Source organism: Bacillus sp. 16GRE42 (assembly GCF_019837435.1).
In the GTDB taxonomy this organism is placed as follows: domain Bacteria; phylum Bacillota; class Bacilli; order Bacillales; family Bacillaceae_G; genus Bacillus_A; species Bacillus_A wiedmannii.
On sequence record NZ_JADAXF010000001.1, the window covers coordinates 93,214 to 114,364 of the forward strand.

Below are 21,151 nucleotides of genomic sequence, written 5' to 3' on the forward strand. Positions count from 1 at the left end.
AAGGAAGGGGGATTAAAATGGGAGAAGAGAGCTTGACTAAGTTATTTAAAATAGATTGTGGTGATATATACCTACAAGAGTTTGCGGTCAAAGATGCAGAGAGTATTTATAAAATATCAAATGAACCAGAAATAGAAAAGTTTTTACCAGACTGGAAATCAACGATAGAACAAAGAGTTAATTGGGTTACAAATGATGATATACCAGAAAACAAAGCGTTTCTTCATGCTGTTAGAACTAGGACTAACATAGATGATCACATATTAAGACTAGGAATATTTAAGAAAACCACAAATGAATTTGTTGGATGTTGCTGCACAGGTATGAAAGATGAGCTTCCTTCACCGAACAGAGAAATTATGTATGCTGTTTCAAGTGAATATCATAATAATGGTTATGCAACGAAAGCGACAAAAGGCTTGATCGGTTATTTGTTTGAAAATACAAATGTGGATGTCCTTAACGCAATTGCTTTAATTAAAAATGTGCCATCAAATAAAGTTATTGAAAAATGCGGGTTTACTTATTTGGGTCAACAGGTGATAGAAAATCAAATTTATAATCATTATGTATTGAGTAAATCCGGATGGATAAAAAATAGTGCTCTTTAAAGGGAGCGATTATGCAATGCAAAAAAGCTTAGAACTAAAACTCTAAGCTTTTTTGCATTTATATAATAAAGATTTGATATACAATTGTATTTTCTACCACTATACAATTATTATAAGATAGTTATGCGTTAATTTTAGTTTGAAAACAGTTTTATTGTCAGTTTTTTTAGAAATCTTACAAGCGTGTAAGATAAATGAAAGATGAATCAATATGAGCATTAAGACAATTCATTTACACTCTATTGTGAGAAGTGCAAATGAAGGGAGAATAGAAATGGAAATTTTACATGCGAAAAATATTAGTAAAGTATATAAAGGGAAAATACCTTTTAAAGCATTAGTAGATATTGATTTATCAATTCAAGAAGGTGAATTTATAGGGATCATGGGGCCATCTGGTAGCGGGAAAACTACATTATTAAATATGGTATCTACTATCGATTCTCCGTCCTCAGGAGAAATATTAATAAACGGTACAAATCCTTTCCAGTTATCATCAGAAGGTTTAGCTTTATTCCGTAGGAAACAATTAGGATTTGTTTTTCAATCATTTAATTTACTTAGCACGCTTACAGTGAAGGAAAATATCGTATTGCCGATGACATTAGATGGCGTTTCTGTGCAAGAAATGAACAAACGCATACAAGAAATCGCAGAGAAATTAAATATTACAGATATATTGAATAAAAGAACGTTTGAAATATCAGGAGGCCAAGCTCAAAGAACAGCAATTGCTCGTGCAATTGTTCATAAGCCGCAATTATTACTTGCAGATGAACCAACAGGGAATTTAGATTCTAAATCTTCAAATGATGTAATGGAGATGTTAGATACTCTAAATAAGGAAGAAAAAGCTACGATGATGTTAGTGACTCATGATCCGTATGCAGCGAGTTTTTGCAGCCGAGTAATCTTTATTAAAGATGGTCAACTATATAACGAAATTTATTGTGGCGAAAGCAGGCAAACATTTTATCAAAAGATTATGGATGTCCTTTCTTTGTTAGGAGGGAAAAGGCATGACTTTTCGTCAGTTCGCATTTAACAATATTTTTCGCAATAAGCGTACATATGCTGCCCATTTTTTAAGTAGTGCATTTTCTATTATGATTTTCTTTACGTATACTCTTTTATTATTCCATCCTGATTTACAGGGGGAGTTGAAATCGACAAGTAAAACAATAAGTACATTTGGTACATTAGGATTTGAAGTTTCTCAAGGTTTGATTTTTGTCTTTTCATTCTTCTTTATTCTATATTCAGTGAGTTCGTTTTTAAAAACGCGTAAGAAAGAATTTGGCATTTTAATGATGCAAGGTATGTCAATGAGACAGCTTAAGAAGTTATTGTTAATTGAAAATATGTTAATTGGACTTGGTTCGATTTGTGTTGGGATTCTTATCGGTCTCGTATTTTCTAAACTAGTTTTATTAATAAGTGCCAGTGTATTAATGATTAGTAACGGCTTACCTTTTTATATGCCAGTGAAGGCGGTATTATTAACTGGCATCACGTTTCTATTCTTATTTTTAATTGTTTCGCTAGTTACTTTTAAAATGATAAAAGTAACAGAACTTGTGGAACTTATTCAAGCAGGGGAAAAGCCAAAGCCTGAACCGAAATCGTCAATTTTATTATCAATTTTTTCTTTATTTAGTATAGGATATGGCTATATTTTAGTATTTCGCTTTATCCCAAGTTATAGTTTTATTACGCTCGGAATGGGTGTGCTCCTAGTAATTATAGGAACGTACTTTTTATATACACAGTGTAGCGTTTATATATTGCATCTTGTGAAAAGGAGTGAATCTTTCTTTTTAAAGAGAACCAATATATTAACATTTTCAGAATTAATATACCGTATGAAAGATAATGCAACAATGTTTTTTATAGTATCTATTATTTCAGCAGTTGCTTTTACAGCAATTGGCACGACAGCAGCTCTTGGAAACAAAGATTTGGTAAGGATGACAAACCCGTATACATTTCTGTATACAGCTCCTGATAAAAATAAAATAACGGATAAACATCTCTCGATTATAAAAAAACATCTTGCTGATTCTAATATTCCATATCGAATGGCTTCCACTTCAGATATTTATACAGAAAGTAATGTAAATGTAATGAAGTTAAGTGAATATAACGAACTTGCGAGAGCACTCGGGTACCAACAAGAAACGATTGAAAAAGAAGATGAAATGTTATTAATCCCTGGAGTTGTATCACAAAAACAAGAGTTTAAAAATGGTGATTATAAAAAGAATATTGAAGTCATTCAAGGCGATTGGACAAAGACATTTCATGTGAAAAAAACTGTAGATAATTTAGTTTTGCCACACGATACGGAAGGGATTAATATTGCGATTCAAGATCATGTGTATGATGAAATTCCGCTTAATAGTAATCTAGATTTTGAAAATATTATTCAATATCGAACTTATGGATTTGTTGTAGATGATTGGATAAAAACAAAAGAGATTTCAAACCAATTAAGTGACATATTCGATCAAGATCCTAGAGACATACATTTTGAATTTAGAGCACTAACTATAGAGTTGTTAAGTGCAAAACAAACGAATGGGTTATTACTTATGGCAAGTGTTTTAGTTGGAATCGTCTTCTTTACTTTCGCTGCTAGTTTTATTTATTTCCGGTTATATACTGATTTGGACCGCGATCAGCAGCAATATAAGATGATTTCGAAAATGGGATTAAGTAAACGAGAGTTGAAAAAAGTTGTAACAAGACAATTAGTATTAATGTTCTTCTTACCGATTGTTATTGCAGTGATTCATACTGTGGTCGCTTATTTGGCATTACAACAATTAGTCGATTTTTCTATTATGAATAGCTCTATCATAATTTTAATTTCATTTATATGTATACAAGTTTTATATTTCTTTATAACTCGTTGGCGTTACTTACAAAAGCTTTATAAAACTATGGAACAGTAGAGAATATCAGCAAGTAAGATTGCAGAAAAGCATGTAAAAAAACATTTTGAGTTATGAAAGGAACTGTGATGAAAAAAACACTCTCTATTTTCATATTAAGTATATTAATTTTAATAAGTTTAAGTGCATGCTCTAAAAATGAAAACAGATTTCCAACTAACGGCGTATTAATCATTGGAGATGAGAATCATACTTCAACAATTATGAATCGTTATAAGGAAAATACGAAAGAACTTGAAGTTTTTTCGGTGAAAACAGGTAAATTTGACCAAAAAAGGGTTTTAATGTTAAATGAATCTACTGCAAAAGCGATGATTAAAGCAAAAATTTTTCGTAAAAGAGATCATTCATCTCATTCTAAACCTTTAGATACGTTACCGAATTTTCCAAAAGAAAGTTCACTATTATTTATAAATGAAGAAGAAAAGAATATAAAAAGTATTGAAATAGAAGGAAAAGTGATACCAGTTACATATGATAGTGATGCTTGGCTTGGTAATAATCGAAATTATGGAACACTATGGTATGTAATTGTGGCGAGCAATAGTGTATATAAAGAAATACAGGCAAATGAAACAAAAATGCAACTTCTTCATCTGAAAAAATCTTTAGGTGACGAAAAACCTAAAATGTCGACAGATAATATATTGACTAATGAATATGTAAAAGTAAGAAAGTTAATTAAAGATTTTGAGGAAGAAGTATCAGTTCAATTTGTCACGATTGGAGAAAAATCATAAAAAAGGGTTCAAGGTTGATAGGGATTTTATCAGTCTTGAACCCTTTTTTATTTTAGACCATTTAGATAACATAATTTACATTACTTCATTTAATCGCGTCTCGCTCGGTTCTTCAATCGCATTTGAATTTTGAACTGAATTATTTTGAGATTCTTTTTCCTTACGAGACCTTTGTAGCATTTCAAGTATGATCCATAAAGGAACACCTTTATCTTTTAACATCTTCCATAAATCTAATTCGTTAAATTTATGCTCAGGTTGTTTCATTTCTTTTTCAGATGAACGAATATCAAACTTGATTGGATCATTTGATTTTTTATCTTCAAGTTTACTAGAAGAGATAATATTACGCTCAAGAGAAGTAGGGGTTAATTTAGTAGGTTGAGATAGTGTATGAGTATTTATTCCGATTTGCATGCTTTTTCCTCCTCCTTAAGTAATGAAATTAGCTTTCTTATAATTTTTAAAGCTATTTAACTTGAGGAAACTAAACCTAATTATAAATTCAAATAATAAGATTTACAAGTTGTATTGTAAAAGGTAAATGCTTACTTGGATTAATATTTATCAACATTTGTGTATGTTTTCTGTATATACAATGTATATAAAATACTTTACATTATGTTTAAGTTAAAAACTTATTTTTAATAGAAATATGTAAACGTTTTATTAAGGGGGAGAAAGAATGGGGAAGTTAATTTTAAAAATATGTTTTTTCGCATTAGTGACTGTTTTTTCGTTCACAGTAAAAACAACATACGCTGAAGAGAAGCAACAAAATAATTACCCTATCATACTAGTGAATGGATTTGCAGGGTGGGGTAGAGAGGAAATGTTAGGGGTTAAATATTGGGGTGGTGTTCATGATATACAAGAAGAATTAAAAAGAAGTGGCTATACAGTACATACTGCTGCTGTTGGACCTGTTTCTAGTAACTGGGATCGCGCATGTGAATTATATGCGCAAATTAACGGTGGTACAGTAGACTACGGTGCCGCACATGCTGAGAAACATGGACATAATCGTTTTGGCAGAACTTATAGTGGTTTTGCATCGAATTGGAGTGAAACAAATAAAGTTCATTTAGTTGGGCATAGCATGGGTGGACAAACGATTAGAACATTAGTACAGCTATTAAAAGAAGGTAGTTTTGAAGAAAAAAATTATGTGAAAAATCATCCGAACACGAATATTTCACCACTATTTGAGGGCAAGAAATCATTTGTTCATAGTGTGACAACATTAGCAACTCCTCACAATGGCACGACACTTGCGGATGGTAGTCTTCTAGTACCGTTCGTTAAAGATTTGCTTATTACAGCTGCAAGTTTTGGAGGGAATAATAATTTATCGTTATATGATTTTAAATTGGATCAATGGGGTATAAAAAAGAATACTGGAGAGTCTTTTTTCCAATACACTGATCGTATTGTAAATAGTTCACTTTGGAAAGATACAAAAGATATAAGTCAATGGGATTTAAGTACAGATGGTGCAAAGGAGCTTAATAATTGGGTAAAGACGCAATCAGATGTGTATTACTTATCCTATAGTGGACATGCATCACAAGCAGCACCTATTACAGGTTTACATCTACCTCATATAACGATGAATAAAGTGTTAATGGGTAATGCATTTTTCTTAGGTTCCTATGCAAGATATGAAGAAAACCGTCCATTCATTGATACTTCTTGGTGGCAAAATGATGGTGTAGTAAATACAAATTCTATGATCGCGCCTTCTTCTAACACTTCGGTAAATAATAATGAGACTTTACAGATTGGAAAATGGAATCATATTGAAACGAAAGCAAATTGGGACCATCTCGATATGGTAGGACTTAGTGTTTCAGACACGTTAGGTTTTTCTAGCATTCAAGAGTTTTATAGAACAATTGCAGAAAAGTTATCAAGATTACCAAAATAGGTAATAATAAAGCGCTCTCGATGGAATTCGAGAGCGCTTTATATTATATTGAAAGAGGGATATGGTAGAAAAATATGGGGGGTATATTATGAAAATAAAAGTTGTATTATCAGGATATGGAACAGTAGGAAGAGAGTTTATAAAATTATTAAATGAAAAAAATTTATATATAAATGAAATATATGGAATAGATTTAGTGGTAAGTGGTGTATTAGGTAGAAATGTTGCAATACATAATGAGGACGGATTATCTATTCATCACTTATTAATGTATGGTGGCGGTAGCGCTGCAATTGAAGAATATATTGAACATCATCCGAAGGAACGAGCAACAACTAGCATAAGTGGAACTGTATTAGTAGAATCAACAGTTACAAACCTTAAAGATGGAAATCCAGGAAAACAATATATAAAACAAGCGATTGAGAAACATATGGATATTGTCGCAATTTCAAAAGGCGCACTCGTTACAAACTGGAGAGAAATAAATGAAGCAGCAAAAATCGCAAATGTACGAATTCGATATAGTGGTGCAACTGCTGCGGCATTACCGACACTAGATATTGGGCAATTTAGTTTAGCTGGATGCCATATTGAAAAAATAGAAGGAATATTAAACGGGACTACAAATTATATTCTTTCAAAAATGAATGAGGAAGATATTACGTTTGAAGAAGCACTGAAAGAAGCGCAAAGTAAAGGAATTGCTGAAACGAACCCAATATTAGATGTAAGTGGTTCTGATAGTGCGTGTAAATTGTTACTTTTGACAAACAGTTTAATGGGAACAGAAAATACGCTTACCGATATACATATAAAAGGAATCGAACATGTTACACAACAACTAATTCGAAATGCTAAAGACCATAATAAATATATTAAATTAATAGCTTCAGCATATACGGATAAGGATGGTAAAGTGGCTCTTCATGTGGAACCACACGAAATAGATAAAGATCATCCGCTAGCAAATGTAAATGGGACAGAAAAAGGAATTACCTTCTTTACTGATACGATGGGGCAAGTTACTACAATTGGTGGTGCATCAAATCCACGCGGAGCCGCAGCAGCAGCTTTAAAAGATATAATTAACTTATACCGTAAAGATTTATCACTTAGTAACAGGCAGTAAAACACCTGGTTCGTGAGGGATAATAATCAGTGGGCGATAAACAGCCCATTGATTAAAGTTCCACTTTATAAGACCGTACCGCCCTTTATAAAAAATACATATGTAGTGGACCTTTTGAGAAAGAAATAAATATGCAAAAATGATTGCAGGGGGTAAGGAATTGTTTAAAGATTTTAAAGTTGTGAAAGATCGTCCTGTTTATATTCAATTGAAAGATTATTTGAAAAAGATGATTATGAAAGGTCATTTGCTCGGGGATCAAAAAATCCCTTCAACTAGGGAACTAAGTGAATTACTAAGTGTGAGCAGAAATACTGTGCTCGCTGCTTATGCAGATTTAGAGCAAGAAGGACTCATTTATGCAGTTAAAGGTAAAGGGAATTTTGTAGCGAAGGTTGATATATCGAACACTTCGTCTGTTGAAATAGATTGGAAAAATAAACTTAATACAGTTACCTTATTAGCGGATGAATTAGATTTAATGAAACATGGTGTTCGCTGGGAAAAAGGAATGATTGTTTTTAATAGCATTGCTCCGGACGAAAAGCTATTTGATGTGGAAAATTTCAAAAGAGCTTTTCTTACTCGTATGTCCATTGAAGGGGATGTCGTATTAAACTACGGATACGCAAAAGGTTATAGACCTTTAATGAATTATCTACTTCATTATATGGAAATGAAAGGTGTAGATATTTCGAACAAAGATATTTTAATTACAAATGGATTTACAGAAGGATTAGACATCGTACTATCCTCGTTATCGAAGAAATCAGGGCGGGTTATTTGTGAGAATCCAACTCACCATGCGGCATTGAAGCTTTTCCGTTTACATGGACTTGAAGTTCACGGAATTAATATGAATGAAGATGGCATCGATACAAACGAAGTAGAAAAAAGTTTGCGTGAAAAAGAGTTTGATTTCGCGTATTTAATTCCTTCCTATCATAATCCAACCGGTATTGTTACGAGTTCGGAGAAAAGAACGGAACTGATGAGATTATTCTCAAAATATAAGGTTCCTATTATAGAAGATGGATTTAATGAGGAGCTACGTTATTCAGGTTCGCATTTAGCACCATTATTAACTTTTGCTGGAGCTGGTAATAATGTAATTTATATTAGTAGCTTTTCAAAGGTACTTTTCCCTGGTTTACGTGTAGGCTGGATTATCGCAGATAAAGAACTGATTCATCATTTAGAAAGTGTAAAAAGAGCAAGAACGATTCACACATCTACGTTAGATCAAGCTGTTCTATTTCAATATTTATATGAAGGATATTTTGAAAAATATTTAAAAAAGGCAAGATCAGTTTATAAGAAAAAATATGAGTTAGCTGTTGGGGCGTGTAACGAGTACATTCCGTTTCAAAGAATGACCGGTGATGGTGGACTTCATTTATTTATAGAGTTAGAAGAAAAAATTCATGCCCGCACACTTTTACAAAAGTGTTATGAGCAAGGGGTTACATTTTCTCCTGGAGATGTTTTTTATTCTGATGGAGGAGGAGCGACTACTTTTCGATTAGGGTTTTCACGTCTGAAAGAAGAAGAAATAGTTCGTGGAATAAAAATAATCGGTGATACAATAAAAAATGAAATTTGGAGTTGAGGAAATGAGAATTGGCGTTATTATGGGTGGAGTATCCTCTGAAAAACAAGTATCAATTATGACTGGAAATGAAATGATTGCAAATTTAGATAAAAATAAATATGAAATCGTACCAATTACATTAAATGAAAAAATGGATTTAATCGAAAAAGCGAAAGACATTGATTTTGCGCTCCTCGCATTACACGGAAAATACGGGGAAGATGGGACGGTTCAAGGCACGCTTGAAAGTTTAGGGATTCCTTATAGCGGGAGCAATATGTTATCTAGCGGTATATGTATGGACAAAAATATTTCGAAAAAGATTTTACGCTATGAAGGTATAGAAACACCCGATTGGATTGAACTTACAAAAATGGCGGATCTAAATCTTGATGAATTAGATAAGTTAGGATTTCCGTTAGTGGTAAAGCCCAACTCTGGCGGATCAAGTGTTGGGGTAAAGATTGTATATGATAAAGATGAATTAATTTCAATGCTCGAAACTGTGTTTGAATGGGATTCTGAAGTAGTAATAGAGAAGTATATAAAAGGTGATGAGATTACATGTTCCATTTTTGATGGAAAACAGTTACCTATTATTTCAATCCGACATGCAGCTGAGTTCTTTGATTACAATGCAAAATATGATGATGTTAGTACAATTGAAGAAGTTATCGAACTTCCAAGAGAATTGAAGGAACGTGTAAACGAAGCGTCACTGGCTTGCTATAAAGCATTAAAATGCAGCGTTTATGCAAGAGTGGATATGATGGTGAAGGATGGTATTCCATATGTAATGGAGATTAACACATTACCAGGGATGACACAAGCAAGTTTACTACCGAAAAGTGCAGATGCAGCTGGTATTCATTATAGTAAACTATTAGATATGATTATTGAAACTTCATTGAGAGTAAGAAAAGAAGAAGGATTTTAAGTAGCGGTATCATGAATACTTTTGACAGTAACATGAAGTATGTTATGATGAATACAATACGAAAACTTAATATTTATCCACTAGGGGGGCCTAATATAGGCTGAGATCAAATGAGAATTTGAGACTCTTAGTACCTGATCTGGTTAATGCCAGCGTAGGGAAGTGGGAAAGACATTACTATTTTATGAATAAATACTGTCAATTTCACTTTCTTTACGTCTGTAAAGAAAGTTTTTTTATTTTAAAGCGTTAATAACTGTGGATAAATACGTATAATAAATAAATTACTTGGAGGGATTTAAATGACTTTTTCACAATCATTACGTAAAGAAGTAGATTCAATTTGGGAAGCTAGTTTTCATCATCCTTTTGTAAAAAAACTTGGCGAGGGAACGTTAGATTTAGCTAGTTTTCGCTATTACGTGCTTCAAGATTCATATTATTTGAGTCATTTCGCTAGAGTACAAACTTTAGGAGCTGCAAAGGCTCTAGAATTAGAAACGACAGCTCGTATGGCACACCATGCTCAAAATACATATGAAGCAGAATTATCTTTACATGAGAATTTTGCGAAGAAACTAGGGATTACACAAGAAGAAAAAGATAATTTTATCCCTGCTCCAACTGCATATGCGTACACGTCACATATGTATCGTGCTGCGTATGAAGGACATTTAGGTGATATCATTGCAGCAATTTTACCTTGCTATTGGTTATATTATGAAATTGGTGAGCGTTTAAAAGAGTGTCAGCCAGAAGAGCCAATTTATAACGAATGGATTTCTGCTTATGGATCTGATTGGTTCCGTACGCTAGTTGAAGAGCAAATTACAAGATTAGATACTATCGCTGAAAACGTAACAGAATCTGACCGTAAGCGAATGAAACAGCATTTCATTATTAGCAGTCAATATGAATATTCATTTTGGGAAATGGCTTATACTTTAGAAAAGTGGCCAGTGAATACAGAAGTAGAAGATGTCATTGGATAATGAGTAGGGGTATTGCTATACATAGGTATGGATAATACCTATGTATATGATTTCATAAAAGAAGTATCGCAAAAAGACGCATCAATCTAAGTGCGTCTTTTTTCAATTTATAAAAATGAGCCTATGGAAAAATAACCTAAAAATAGGTATATGAACAAGGTGCATTATCTAGTGATAGGTCATATTTTGTAGGTGTACGTATTGAACTTAATTTATCCCACGTTAACGGACAGTAAAACTCCCACCTCAAAATTCAGTTGGAGCAAAGAAGTTAAGTGGGAGATCAACTGTCCGTAAACGTCCGATTGGTTCAACTAATAATCAGTGGGGGATGAACAAAACCCCCACTGATTAAAGTTTCACTTTATAGCGCTATTTCTACTTAGATTGAACGAACAGAAATATAGGGAAGCATTGAAAAGGTTGAAGTTTATAAACGGAGGTCATGAAAATGAATAAGTTTCAACAAGAACTACAAGCGTTAAGCCTTAATGATTACCAATCTGGAAATATTGTGTATTGGGACCAGCAAAACCAATATCCATATTACTATATTGAAGATGATGCTCGTCGCTGTGGCGGTTGTGGTGGTTGTGGTGGTTGTGGCGGTCGCTGTGGTGGATTCCGTTGTATTGGTTGCTTCGGTTGTTTTGGTTGTGGTGGCTGTGGCGGCTGTGGTAGTTGTTCTAATTGTTTTAGTGGTTTTAATGGTACTACTGATACAACTGGTACTATTGTAACATATGAATATTGATAAGAGAAAAAAGGAATCCATTAGTGAAGCATTATACAATTTTTGTAAAAATCAATCAAAACACATGTAGCATCCTTTCATTTAAAGAAACAAGTTATCCCACCTTTTTATAAACATTGTGACTTTATTTCAAATCAACAATCAAATGTCTTTTTTATGTTCTATACCCTTTACGCGATCTTGGACTTTCGTAAGTAAATTTATTGCACCAGAACCAAAAAGAAGGGCTGCTATCAGCCCTTCTTTCTTTTTTCATATTTCTCATATAATTAAACTTAATCATAAAAAAAATCTTACCACCTTATAAATTGTTACAACCAAGGCTAAGAATCCATTTCCACTAAGAACAAAACCAATCCAATGAAAATATTTACGTTTCTGAATTAAACATCTCGATCCAAAAAGAATTTTAAATTTTATTTTACTTTATATTACGATTTATAGACCTGAAACCATTTTATTGTGATATAATTTGTTTTTGTCATTATGAATGTATATATGTTAGGAGTTTTTTTATGGAAATCGGTTCTGAATTAAAAAATGGTCGCCACTCATTTTTTGATGGTGGATTATTCAGCTTTATTGGTTGGAGTATCCTTGGTGTACTTATTACAGTTTTTACCCTTGGTATTTGTTACCCTTGGGCTTTATGTATGGTTTATGGTTGGAAAATAAATCATACAGTAGTTAACGGGCACCGTATGAAATTCAATGGTTCTGCTGTAGGCTTGTTTGGTAATTGGATAAAATGGTTGCTCTTATCAATTATCACTCTAGGAATCTACTCATTCTGGGTTTTCATTAAACTTGAAGACTGGAAAGTAAAAAATACTACATTTATAAATTAAAAAACATTAGCTTTATAATACCAGTCTATAACGACTGGTATTTTTATTTATGGTATGAAAAACGAAAATATAGATAAATAGCCCATGCTCATTCAGTTAACAAATATGAATACCTCCAGAACAAAAATTCCATACATTTTGAAAGAAACCTTTTTATTTTTCGCTCTGAAGAATATCCGTTTCTTAAGTTAATGGTTTTGAAGTCATCCTTAAATGAAAATTTTCTGTTTCTACATTTAGTTATTTTGAGACTTTTCTTTTTCTTAAACTGTTGGATATGAGTACCTTCTAGTATAAATTTACCATTTAAAAAAGTGATTCTAACAACATTAGGATTGTATCATATAGCACAATGTAATTTGTGTTACATAGCAAGAAAAATAATCAAAATTTAAAGCCTGAAAAAGAAGCACCAAAGCAAATTACATTGGTGTTTCTTTTTTTGCGCTTTCGGGCACAGTGGTTCCTGCAGTACTATTATAAAAGCAATTTCGGATGTAAGGAATTTGTAAGTAATAGGTAAGGAAAAAGAGATTTTCATTGTATATGATAAAAATATAAAGTGGCGCGAAGGGGGAAAAGGGTACGACTTATATATGAAAAACAAACCAGTAACAAGAGTGTTTTAAAGAAAATAAGTAATTTCTAGAGTTAACATACATGTGGAAAAGAGAGCGAAGGCATTTTAAATTGAAGTTTGTTTATAATAGTTTTTTAACCTGTTAGGGGGATCGTAAAGTAGATTATTAATCGCCTTGAAAATATCTATGACCTTATAGTACTAGGCATGCTGTATTAAAAATTTTAATTTTGAAGGGAGAATTAATATATATGAGTACGAAAAAAAGAATGGGTAGTAAGTTATTACTTGTCAGTGCAATTTGTGCGATAACTATTCCTTCGGTTTCATATGCGGAGGAAGTAATGTCACCTAAAAATTTTGAGGATTATTCAAACTTGTTTGAGGGACGGAATAAGGACGTATTGAAAAGAAGTTTATATCCAAATACATACAATAATCCGTTTAGTCACCAAATTAAATCGACATTAAAGGAAACAAACACAAATATAAAAAAATAGACAATATTGAAGAGGGAAATCCCGTTATATCTACTGCTTTTTCATTTGTCTGTTCTATGCATACTGAAGATTATAAATCTGCATTTGATTTAACTTCTCGATCATTACAGAAAATAATATCTGAAAAATGGTTGAAGAACTATTGGGAAGAACTTCCTACGCAATTACAAAAAGGTTCTTTTATAGAAATTGGAGAGGTTACACAAAAAGAGACAAATTCTGTTCATACAAATGTAGAGATTAACTTAGTTTTTGAACAAATTACTGTACCTTTACTAATAAAACTAGATCCATCTGGAAAAATAGATGATTTTCAACTCAGTATGCCGTTTAGTCCTGTTGCAGATCGGCCATCATATAGTAATCCTAAATCATTTGTTGATAAAGAAGTAGTAGTTGGAAGTGGTGCATTTCCATTACCAGGAACATTATCTGTTCCAAAGGGAAAGGGTCCTTTTCCAGCGGTTATTCTTGTTCATGGAGCTGGAGCAGCCGATCAGGATTCAGCAACGTATGCTTTAAAACCATTTCGTGATTTAGCTGAAGGTCTTGCCTCGAAAGGAATTGCTGTTCTTCGCTATAATAAACGAACCTATGAACATAGATTGAAAACAGAACTTAGTCCTTTTTATACAGTTGATAAAGAGACAACAGATGATGCACTTCTTGTGACTCATTTTCTTCAAAATGAACCTATGATAGATAAGAATCAAATTTATATTCTTGGTCATAGTCAAGGTGGAATGATGATTCCGAGGATAATTGAAAAAAATCAAAATCAAAATATTGCTGGGGCAATTGTGATGGGAGGAGCGGGCAAGGCATTCACAGACAATGTTTTAGATCAACTGGAGTATCGTCTTTCTATTGGAGAAATGAAACCAGAAGAATATAAATTTTACAAATCGCAGTTTGAATTATTAAAGGATCCTAATTTCTCTAGTCAGAATCCGCCAAAGGGTTTTTCTTTAGGACCACCAGTATATTGGGATTCTATCCGTAAAATTAAAGCAGCAGAAATGTCAAAAAAACAAAAAACACCGCTTCTTATTCTTCAAGGAGAAAGAGACTATCAAGTTCTATCAAAAATTGAAATTCCTTATTGGAAAGAACAATTAAAAGAGAGAGATAACATTGATTATCGACTATATCCAAAGTTAAATCACTTCTTTACAGAAGGAGATGGAGAATTAAGTAAACCGGATGAATATTATAGTCCCGCTAATATCCCTGAGTATGTTATAAATGATATTGCTACTTGGGTGCAAGGAAGATCGAACTGAAATTAGCAGCCATATTTTTAAATAGCTATTTTCAGTTCTTAAGGTAGAAATAATAATAATATATTATGATGTGAATAACTATAACGAACGGAGTAAAGTTTCTTATTCAAATACTTTAGATTCTCAAACCTTGGGGCATGATCTATGCCTAGCGTCTTAATATTTTGAAGTATATACAAATACTCTAAACGAAAAAACGGTATTCTTTCTATCTATGATGTAGAAGGACTATCGTTTAATAATCGCTTATATGTCATCTTCAATAATAGCCATTATCATTTAGAACACACTAATACCAAATAATCATAAAAACATTCTTAATATCAAGAGTTTAACCAATCAGATATTTTTTTACTATTGAGTCGAAACCGGGGCATGATATTGATTTCTACTCAATTGATGAATGTTTAAAAGAGCGTCAGCCAGAAGAGCCAATTTATAAAGAATGGATTTCTACATCGGGTTGGTTCCGTACTTTAGTTGAAGAGCAAATTACACGATTAGATGCAATAGCTGAAAAAGTAACAGAGGCAGACCGAAATCGAATGAAACAGCATTTTATTATTAGCAGCCAATATGAATATTCATTTTGGGAAATGGCTTATACTTTAGAAAAGTGGCCAGTGAATACAGATGTAAAAGAAGTAATTGGATAAAAAAGGTATTGTTGAACATAGGAATGAACAATACCTTTTTTATCGTTATTTTTGTAAAGTTATTGTAAATTGCAAATACAATACACTATTTATATTGTATAATTCGAATGTACTATATTTAATATTAGTAGGTGGTGATGTATATGTTGTGTTTTATAAAGTATAGAAGATAAACAATTATTATTTTTTAATTATAATGTATTATTCGAATAAATTAATAATAATTAAATTTTAAAGAACCGGGTTTTAATTGATTAGATTATGTAACGTAACGGTTTCTTCTAGTTTTTAGATGATCAAGGCAAATGAAGAAAGGAAGTATCCATTACATGGAAAAACTACGGTTATTAACATTTGAGAATATTGTAGAGCCGCTTTTAAATGAAAGTGTATCATTTATATACTTTCCTATCGAATGGCTTGATATTGTAGAAATACATTATAAGACATTTTTATTAACAAGTAAGTTAAAAAGATTGAATGAAAGATTATATGATATGTTTTCTGATATATTATTTATTCAGCACAATCCATATGTATTAAATGAAAATACACCATGGATTGTATGCAAAGAACCTATTAGAAAAGAACAACTCGATTATATTTTCCAAAGTTGGTATGAGGTTATACATGATTGGAAACCTAATAAATTAATAGAATCGCCAAAATATGAATGGCATTACGATTTAATTTCTAATTTAACAGTACTACATGATAATGAAGTATATTCTAAGTGGTTGCCCGCTTTAATTTCACATATTTTTTGTGAACAATCTGTACGATTAGAGAATATTAACGAAGAAGATATATATTTTTCTCCGCTTAGATCACAAAATATTTGTGAGGCAATGTCAGAGCCTATTAAAGATGAAAAAACACAAGATTATTTCGCCTACGTATATCGGTTCGAATGTATCACGCGCGGTGGCGAGAATATTCCGTTATTAAATGTTTCAATAGGAATTCGGAGGTTTTATCAAGAATATAAGATGTTAGGTCAAACAAACCTTGATATAACAGTGTTTGTTTGACTTATTTTTATAAAATGCAAACATTTTGCAAACATGAGTTATCCAAAGATACTTTTACCGAAGTTTTTAACAGCTTCTTCTTGCATATTCGGTAAAATATGCGAATACACACTTAATGTCATTGAAATGTCTGTATGACCTAATCGCTCACTGATAATTTTAGGGTTAACTCCTTGCTTCAATAGTATAGTAGCGTGTGTATGTCTTAAATCATGGAATTTAATTTCTTGTATACCCGCTTTATGTGTATCTCTAATGAAGCTTTTTCTGAAATGCGCTTTTTTTATTATTCTTCCAAACTCATTACAATTAATTAAATCTTGATCTTGATAAGCAGAGCCAAACCTTAATTTCTCTTTATTAATTAAATGCTTATGTCTTTTTAAGGATTCTATAGTTTCTTTAGGTACAGGAATAGTACGCTTTGATGAATTTGTTTTTGCTGTTTTTTTGATCTTATTGTCATGGCCCGATGTTTGGTTTATCGTAACGGTGTGTTTTTCAAAATCAACGTCCTGCCATCGTAAGCCTAGAACTTCTCCCATACGCATACCTGTAGTTATTGCAAGTAGATACCCAATGTGATATCGTGATTCTTGTGAATGCAAAAGAAACTTTTTTACTTCTTCCTCTGTCCAAGTCTGGATAGAGGTTCTTTCTTTTTTCGGTATCTCTGCAAAAGCAGCTGGATTTCGAGAAATAATATTTTGTTTTACAGCAAGATTTAAAGCGCTCTTTAATATTCTATGCATAAGCAGAATAGAATTGTTTGCAATACCTTTATCTATAGCAGTTTTATAGCATTTTTGAATGTGCATAACATTCAATTTATGGAGTGCAACCATTCCTATACTAGGTATAACATGTTGGTTGATACATGCCCTATAGACCACAAAGGTACTTCTTTCTATACTCATACTTTTAATTTCTAGCCAATGATTTAGATATTCCTTTAATGTAACTTTAGATGGTTCTATAAAAGTTCCTTCATTTAATTCTGTAATCTTCTTCGCAACATCAGCCTGTGCTTCTTTTTTTGTATTATAACCAGAAAACCACTTTTGTCTTCTTTTTCCTGTCTCTGGATCAGGACCGATATCAATAACAATACAGTACTTATTTCCTCTTTTTCGAATATGTCCTTTCACTTATAACACTCCTTCATTTTGTTTTGAATCATGTTGTATAAGTCTAGTTGTAATTTTGCTGCTATGAAAATTACATAGTTGGACATATCAGCGATGGATACATTTTACCATATATGAACAAATTCGGTTATAGGGTATGATTGTCAGATAATACTAATTTTATCTTTACAATATACAGAAAATTCGGTAATGTAATTAATGAAATTATAAAGCGATTCAAGGGGAGGAAGAAAGATGAAAAAGTTATTAGCAGTATTTTTCGCACTAGCATTAGCATTTACGGCTATTGGTTCTACACCAGCTATGGCAGCGGGGAATTCTGATGCAAGAATTGTATCTTATGTCGGGGTACTTCAAAACTATATTTATGGTAAAAAGCCACTATTCAATAGTCCAAGTGATCCAACAGTAGTAGGATATGTAGCTAATCAATATGTAACAATAAAGCAACCATGGTTTATTGTTAATACATCTTTAGGGGAAAAATGGATGGGATTCAATCAATGGGAATCTTCACTATGGCGTGATTTTGATGCAGGTGCGGGACGTTTATATGTATCAGGAAAAATGGCTATACGCAATGATCCGGGCTCTCAACCAGTAGGTTATGTTGCTAATCAAAACGTTACAGTAAAACAAGCTTGGTATTTAATTAATACATCATTAGGACAAAAATGGATAGGTTATAACGTGTAATAAAGCGCTCATTATGAGTGCTTTTTTTGTTTGTATATATAATGAGGGAGCGAAATATAGATCATCCAGATTTATAGAAAAATAAATTTACAGATATAAAAGAGGTAAGATACAATATTTGTATATTAAATTAAGGAGGGGAGAATATGAGAGAATTCACAAAAGACCCTAGTGGTCACAGAGTAACTGATCCAGGTGGAGGATACATGAAAGACCCAGGTACCGGAATATAAAAAGAGAAAAAAGCACAGTGCTTAATGCTACTGTGCTTTTGATTTACAGAAATTTATTTTTCAATTTTTTTAAGTAACCAATCTTGAACTTCGTCTTTCAAATCAATGCCTACAGTTATAACTCCTAAGACAACACCCTTACCTATAATGTTAAGGTCTACACTTAAAGATTCTTTTACAAATTGTAAACGGCAAATGTTTGACGTTTACTGCCAGAGTATAGGTTACAATTAATATACTTGCTAATAGTTTTGGGGCATAGACTTTTCGAAAAAACTTTCTCAACATGAATTGACTTTAAGTGGAATGAAGATTCTAAATCTTGTGATAAACTTATTTTAAATGAAAAATAAGAACAAAAAAGACCCATAGCGCAGCAAAAGTAGTGTGCAGCCACTCTTTCGCTGTTCCCTAATATGGATAGGGAAAACTTTTGCCATGAGTCAGCCCAAGTATAACATAATATTCCAAAAGAAATCCCCTATGGTACAGTTTTTCTATTGAGAAAATTCGGGTAGGTGTCTCGCGTTCAAGGAGGCTTTAGAATGAATAAAGCAATTGGCTTTGGAGGTATTGTTTTAAGTGATGATTTGAATTCAGCGAAATTATCAAAAACAACAAATTTATCGCAGTCAAATTTATGGAAAACATTGAATGGGAAAGTTCCTATGACTTTCACAAAACTAATGAAAATCTTGGGTGGACTTGATTCTGAAGAGAAGAAAATGGAAGTGGTTCAGGAATTTTTAAAGTGTACTGATAAAGAAGCAGATGTACGGCTTGCTATGTATTACTTATATTTATCAGGTTATACAGAATTACTGCATGATCTTATTGGGAAAGAGTATAAACAATCAGTTACTAATAATTATAAAGAGATTTTTCGCGTTTGTTTAGAAAGACAAACTCGTTTATTAAGGTCAGGAGAATTTCTTAAAGAAATAGAAGAGTTACGCACAAAAGTCAATTTAAATAAACCAGGGGTGAGCATACTTGTGAACACCCTAAGTATATATGGTTATTTTGATCTAGGAGCATACAATGTTTTAACAGTGTTACAAGGCATGATACAAGATAAAATAAATGATATGCCAAAAGGTTTGGAAAGAACCTTAAATGAGGTAGAGTTAAACATAATATGCTCATATGCGTATTTAATGCAGGATGAAGTAGGTATGGCTAGAGATTTATTAAAAAAAGTGCTAGTAGAAGAAGGGGTTCCAAGTTTATTAAAAGCTACAGCATTAAGTATATTTGCGGAAAGTTATATTTTCTGCGACCCTGATAAAGCATTGTATTATTTTGAGCTTTCATTTGTAGAATTGAAAAAAATAAAAAATAACAAGTCATTACTTAAAAGAAAATTAGTGGAAAATACCATCTCTTTTTGTTGTATTATTCATAATTTTCCCGTAAAATCAGAATATATACATCATAACGCTGAAAGGGCGTTACATTATATTCGTCAGAATAAGAATAGTAAAGCTTCTGCAATTTTACATCAAATTGATAATCGCACTGCAATTCAAGACTTTTATTTATCAATAGCAACAAAGGATGAAGTATTGCGCAGAAAAGCATATCATCGATTCTTAAAAGACGGCAATTTATTCTACATAAAAATCTTTGATATCTTAAAGTGAGGGACAATGAGAATGAAAAAAATAGTAGCTAGTTTAGTTATTGCATGTACGCTTACATTATCAGTGTTATCTGTTAGTTCGGTATCAATTAAAGATAATCAAGCCACTGAAAAAGTAAAAGAAGTACAAATGATGAGAATGGACCCAGGCACTTTAGGATAATAAATGATTTAAAAATGCCATTGCATCTAAAGATGCGATGGCATTTCGTACGTTTAGGGGATTATTCATTTTCTTCATTTTGGCATTTTTGAATAATTAAGGGTGATGGGGGAAGGGTTATATGGGGTATCTAACAAAAGGAAAATCAGAAATGATTATTGTTGAAAAGAAAATGGAATCGTTATTAAAAAAGGTTTATCAAGGTGATAAAGAAGCTTTAGAAAAGCTGAATAAAATAAAAAAAGCGATGGTTAGCAATTAAGCTATCTATCGCTTTTTTCTTATAACTCATTTTTGATCATATTAATTATTTCTTCACGTTTCTTCGGATTCAGGTCATTTATCTGTTGCATTATTTCTTTGAGGTCGTCTTTTATTGATTTCGAATCTGTTGAATTTAAATTTTTATATTCAGAAATCCCCATGATGTAGTCTGCTGACACCCCGGATATACGAGACATCTTTTCAACGGTCTCTCTAGATGGGTTTCTATGACCATTTTCATATAAAGAAATCATTGATTTTTTAGCATTTATAGCTTCTGCGAATTCAAGTTGACTCATTTTAAGAAGCTCTACTCGTATCTCTTTAATTCTAATACCAATTATATTTTCGCTCATTAGTAAATCCTCCCCTAAAAATTCATTGAGTTAAGTCAATGAATTCCCTATATAGAATGTAACAAAAAGGTTTGCTACAAGACAACTAAAATTTTTCGAATAAAAAGGTTGCT

At 32.2% G+C, this 21,151-nt stretch carries 19 protein-coding genes, 2 pseudogenes and 1 riboswitch; of the genes and pseudogenes, 18 read left to right on the forward strand and 3 right to left on the reverse strand.

The window, feature by feature from the left end; all coding sequences use genetic code 11:
* Window positions 1–17: 17 nt before the first annotated feature.
* From ILS93_RS00460 to ILS93_RS00475, 4 genes are all read left to right on the forward strand, one after another.
* Complete coding sequence (locus tag ILS93_RS00460; protein WP_064475340.1) at window positions 18–611, forward strand: GNAT family N-acetyltransferase; 594 nt, start codon at window positions 18–20, stop codon at window positions 609–611.
* 274 nt (window positions 612–885) lie between these two features.
* Window positions 886–1,656 carry an ABC transporter ATP-binding protein gene (locus ILS93_RS00465; RefSeq protein ID WP_064475968.1) on the forward strand — a complete coding sequence of 257 codons (771 nt, stop codon included), beginning with the start codon at window positions 886–888 and terminating at the stop codon, window positions 1,654–1,656.
* On the forward strand, window positions 1,631–3,565 hold the full coding sequence (locus tag ILS93_RS00470; RefSeq protein WP_222659598.1) for an ABC transporter permease: 1,935 nt from the start codon (window positions 1,631–1,633) through the stop codon (window positions 3,563–3,565). Before ILS93_RS00465 ends, ILS93_RS00470 begins: the two co-directional genes overlap by 26 nt.
* Before the next feature lie 68 nt (window positions 3,566–3,633).
* A complete protein-coding gene (locus ILS93_RS00475; RefSeq protein ID WP_142328896.1) occupies window positions 3,634–4,305 on the forward strand; it encodes a lipoprotein BA_5634 family protein in 672 nt (223 codons plus the stop codon).
* A 75-nt stretch (window positions 4,306–4,380) separates the two neighbouring features.
* On the opposite strand, the gene ILS93_RS00480 is transcribed toward ILS93_RS00475, so the two are convergent.
* Window positions 4,381–4,722: a DUF3914 domain-containing protein gene (locus ILS93_RS00480; protein ID WP_064475343.1), complete on the reverse strand. Its 342-nt coding sequence runs from the start codon at window positions 4,720–4,722 to the stop codon at window positions 4,381–4,383.
* Window positions 4,723–4,990: 268 nt separating this feature from the next.
* Between ILS93_RS00480 and ILS93_RS00485 the strand changes: the two genes are divergently transcribed.
* The 10 genes and pseudogenes from ILS93_RS00485 to ILS93_RS00530 all read left to right on the forward strand — a co-directional run bounded on the left by ILS93_RS00485 (window position 4,991) and on the right by ILS93_RS00530 (window position 16,536).
* Window positions 4,991–6,232 carry an esterase/lipase family protein gene (locus ILS93_RS00485; RefSeq protein ID WP_098112107.1) on the forward strand — a complete coding sequence of 414 codons (1,242 nt, stop codon included), beginning with the start codon at window positions 4,991–4,993 and terminating at the stop codon, window positions 6,230–6,232.
* Between the two features lie 88 nt (window positions 6,233–6,320).
* Window positions 6,321–7,364 carry a homoserine dehydrogenase gene (locus tag ILS93_RS00490; protein WP_064475345.1) on the forward strand — a complete coding sequence of 348 codons (1,044 nt, stop codon included), beginning with the start codon at window positions 6,321–6,323 and terminating at the stop codon, window positions 7,362–7,364.
* Between the two features lie 160 nt (window positions 7,365–7,524).
* Window positions 7,525–8,973, forward strand: coding sequence for a MocR-like pyridoxine biosynthesis transcription factor PdxR (gene pdxR / locus ILS93_RS00495; protein ID WP_222659600.1), 1,449 nt, complete (start codon window positions 7,525–7,527; stop codon window positions 8,971–8,973).
* A gap of 4 nt (window positions 8,974–8,977) precedes the next feature.
* The gene (gene ddlB / locus ILS93_RS00500; RefSeq protein ID WP_064475969.1) at window positions 8,978–9,892 is read left to right on the forward strand and encodes a D-alanine--D-alanine ligase; all 915 of its coding nucleotides are present in this window, start codon (window positions 8,978–8,980) and stop codon (window positions 9,890–9,892) included.
* Window positions 9,893–9,964: 72 nt separating this feature from the next.
* Window positions 9,965–10,070, forward strand: a riboswitch (TPP riboswitch).
* Window positions 10,071–10,194: 124 nt separating this feature from the next.
* Complete coding sequence (tenA, locus tag ILS93_RS00505) at window positions 10,195–10,884, forward strand: thiaminase II (RefSeq protein ID WP_098112046.1); 690 nt, start codon at window positions 10,195–10,197, stop codon at window positions 10,882–10,884.
* A 445-nt stretch (window positions 10,885–11,329) separates the two neighbouring features.
* Window positions 11,330–11,638: a heterocycloanthracin/sonorensin family bacteriocin gene (locus ILS93_RS00510; protein WP_222659602.1), complete on the forward strand. Its 309-nt coding sequence runs from the start codon at window positions 11,330–11,332 to the stop codon at window positions 11,636–11,638.
* Window positions 11,639–12,153: 515 nt separating this feature from the next.
* Window positions 12,154–12,486, forward strand: coding sequence for a DUF898 family protein (locus ILS93_RS00515; RefSeq protein WP_000402399.1), 333 nt, complete (start codon window positions 12,154–12,156; stop codon window positions 12,484–12,486).
* 831 nt (window positions 12,487–13,317) lie between these two features.
* A pseudogene (locus tag ILS93_RS00520) lies at window positions 13,318–14,849 on the forward strand (alpha/beta hydrolase).
* A 386-nt stretch (window positions 14,850–15,235) separates the two neighbouring features.
* A pseudogene (locus tag ILS93_RS00525) lies at window positions 15,236–15,505 on the forward strand (thiaminase II/PqqC family protein); the annotation flags it as partial.
* Between the two features lie 329 nt (window positions 15,506–15,834).
* Window positions 15,835–16,536, forward strand: coding sequence for a pPIWI_RE module domain-containing protein (locus ILS93_RS00530; RefSeq protein ID WP_222659604.1), 702 nt, complete (start codon window positions 15,835–15,837; stop codon window positions 16,534–16,536).
* A gap of 38 nt (window positions 16,537–16,574) precedes the next feature.
* On the opposite strand, the gene ILS93_RS00535 is transcribed toward ILS93_RS00530, so the two are convergent.
* Entirely contained in the window at window positions 16,575–17,684 is a 1,110-nt protein-coding gene (locus ILS93_RS00535; protein WP_222659606.1) for a site-specific integrase, read from the reverse strand.
* A 234-nt stretch (window positions 17,685–17,918) separates the two neighbouring features.
* On the opposite strand from ILS93_RS00535, the gene ILS93_RS00540 reads away from it, so the two are divergent.
* The 4 genes from ILS93_RS00540 (at window position 17,919) to ILS93_RS00555 (ending at window position 20,680) form a co-directional block, all read left to right on the forward strand.
* Window positions 17,919–18,380: a hypothetical protein gene (locus ILS93_RS00540; RefSeq protein WP_222659608.1), complete on the forward strand. Its 462-nt coding sequence runs from the start codon at window positions 17,919–17,921 to the stop codon at window positions 18,378–18,380.
* Window positions 18,381–19,158: 778 nt separating this feature from the next.
* A complete protein-coding gene (locus ILS93_RS00545; RefSeq protein WP_222659610.1) occupies window positions 19,159–20,256 on the forward strand; it encodes an AimR family lysis-lysogeny pheromone receptor in 1,098 nt (365 codons plus the stop codon).
* A 12-nt stretch (window positions 20,257–20,268) separates the two neighbouring features.
* Window positions 20,269–20,418, forward strand: a complete 150-nt coding sequence (locus ILS93_RS00550; protein WP_088046583.1) for a hypothetical protein — start codon at window positions 20,269–20,271, stop codon at window positions 20,416–20,418.
* 121 nt (window positions 20,419–20,539) lie between these two features.
* Entirely contained in the window at window positions 20,540–20,680 is a 141-nt protein-coding gene (locus tag ILS93_RS00555; RefSeq protein ID WP_179194421.1) for a hypothetical protein, read from the forward strand.
* A gap of 19 nt (window positions 20,681–20,699) precedes the next feature.
* Here the strand turns inward: ILS93_RS00555 and ILS93_RS00560 are convergent, their stop codons facing one another.
* Window positions 20,700–21,038 carry a helix-turn-helix domain-containing protein gene (locus tag ILS93_RS00560; protein WP_088060324.1) on the reverse strand — a complete coding sequence of 113 codons (339 nt, stop codon included), beginning with the start codon at window positions 21,036–21,038 and terminating at the stop codon, window positions 20,700–20,702.
* Between the last annotated feature and the right edge of the window lie 113 nt (window positions 21,039–21,151).

Coding starts and splice junctions, on each gene's coding strand:
- ILS93_RS00460 (WP_064475340.1), top strand. CDS start 18: ATGGGAGAAGAGAGCTTGACTAAGTTATTTAAAATAGATTGTGGTGAT.
- ILS93_RS00465 (WP_064475968.1), top strand. CDS start 886: ATGGAAATTTTACATGCGAAAAATATTAGTAAAGTATATAAAGGGAAA.
- ILS93_RS00470 (WP_222659598.1), top strand. CDS start 1,631: ATGACTTTTCGTCAGTTCGCATTTAACAATATTTTTCGCAATAAGCGT.
- ILS93_RS00475 (WP_142328896.1), top strand. CDS start 3,634: ATGAAAAAAACACTCTCTATTTTCATATTAAGTATATTAATTTTAATA.
- ILS93_RS00480 (WP_064475343.1), bottom strand. CDS start 4,722: ATGCAAATCGGAATAAATACTCATACACTATCTCAACCTACTAAATTA.
- ILS93_RS00485 (WP_098112107.1), top strand. CDS start 4,991: ATGGGGAAGTTAATTTTAAAAATATGTTTTTTCGCATTAGTGACTGTT.
- ILS93_RS00490 (WP_064475345.1), top strand. CDS start 6,321: ATGAAAATAAAAGTTGTATTATCAGGATATGGAACAGTAGGAAGAGAG.
- ddlB (WP_064475969.1), top strand. CDS start 8,978: ATGAGAATTGGCGTTATTATGGGTGGAGTATCCTCTGAAAAACAAGTA.
- tenA (WP_098112046.1), top strand. CDS start 10,195: ATGACTTTTTCACAATCATTACGTAAAGAAGTAGATTCAATTTGGGAA.
- ILS93_RS00510 (WP_222659602.1), top strand. CDS start 11,330: ATGAAAATGAATAAGTTTCAACAAGAACTACAAGCGTTAAGCCTTAAT.
- ILS93_RS00515 (WP_000402399.1), top strand. CDS start 12,154: ATGGAAATCGGTTCTGAATTAAAAAATGGTCGCCACTCATTTTTTGAT.
- ILS93_RS00530 (WP_222659604.1), top strand. CDS start 15,835: ATGGAAAAACTACGGTTATTAACATTTGAGAATATTGTAGAGCCGCTT.
- ILS93_RS00540 (WP_222659608.1), top strand. CDS start 17,919: ATGAAAAAGTTATTAGCAGTATTTTTCGCACTAGCATTAGCATTTACG.
- ILS93_RS00545 (WP_222659610.1), top strand. CDS start 19,159: ATGAATAAAGCAATTGGCTTTGGAGGTATTGTTTTAAGTGATGATTTG.
- ILS93_RS00550 (WP_088046583.1), top strand. CDS start 20,269: ATGAAAAAAATAGTAGCTAGTTTAGTTATTGCATGTACGCTTACATTA.
- ILS93_RS00555 (WP_179194421.1), top strand. CDS start 20,540: ATGGGGTATCTAACAAAAGGAAAATCAGAAATGATTATTGTTGAAAAG.
- ILS93_RS00560 (WP_088060324.1), bottom strand. CDS start 21,038: ATGAGCGAAAATATAATTGGTATTAGAATTAAAGAGATACGAGTAGAG.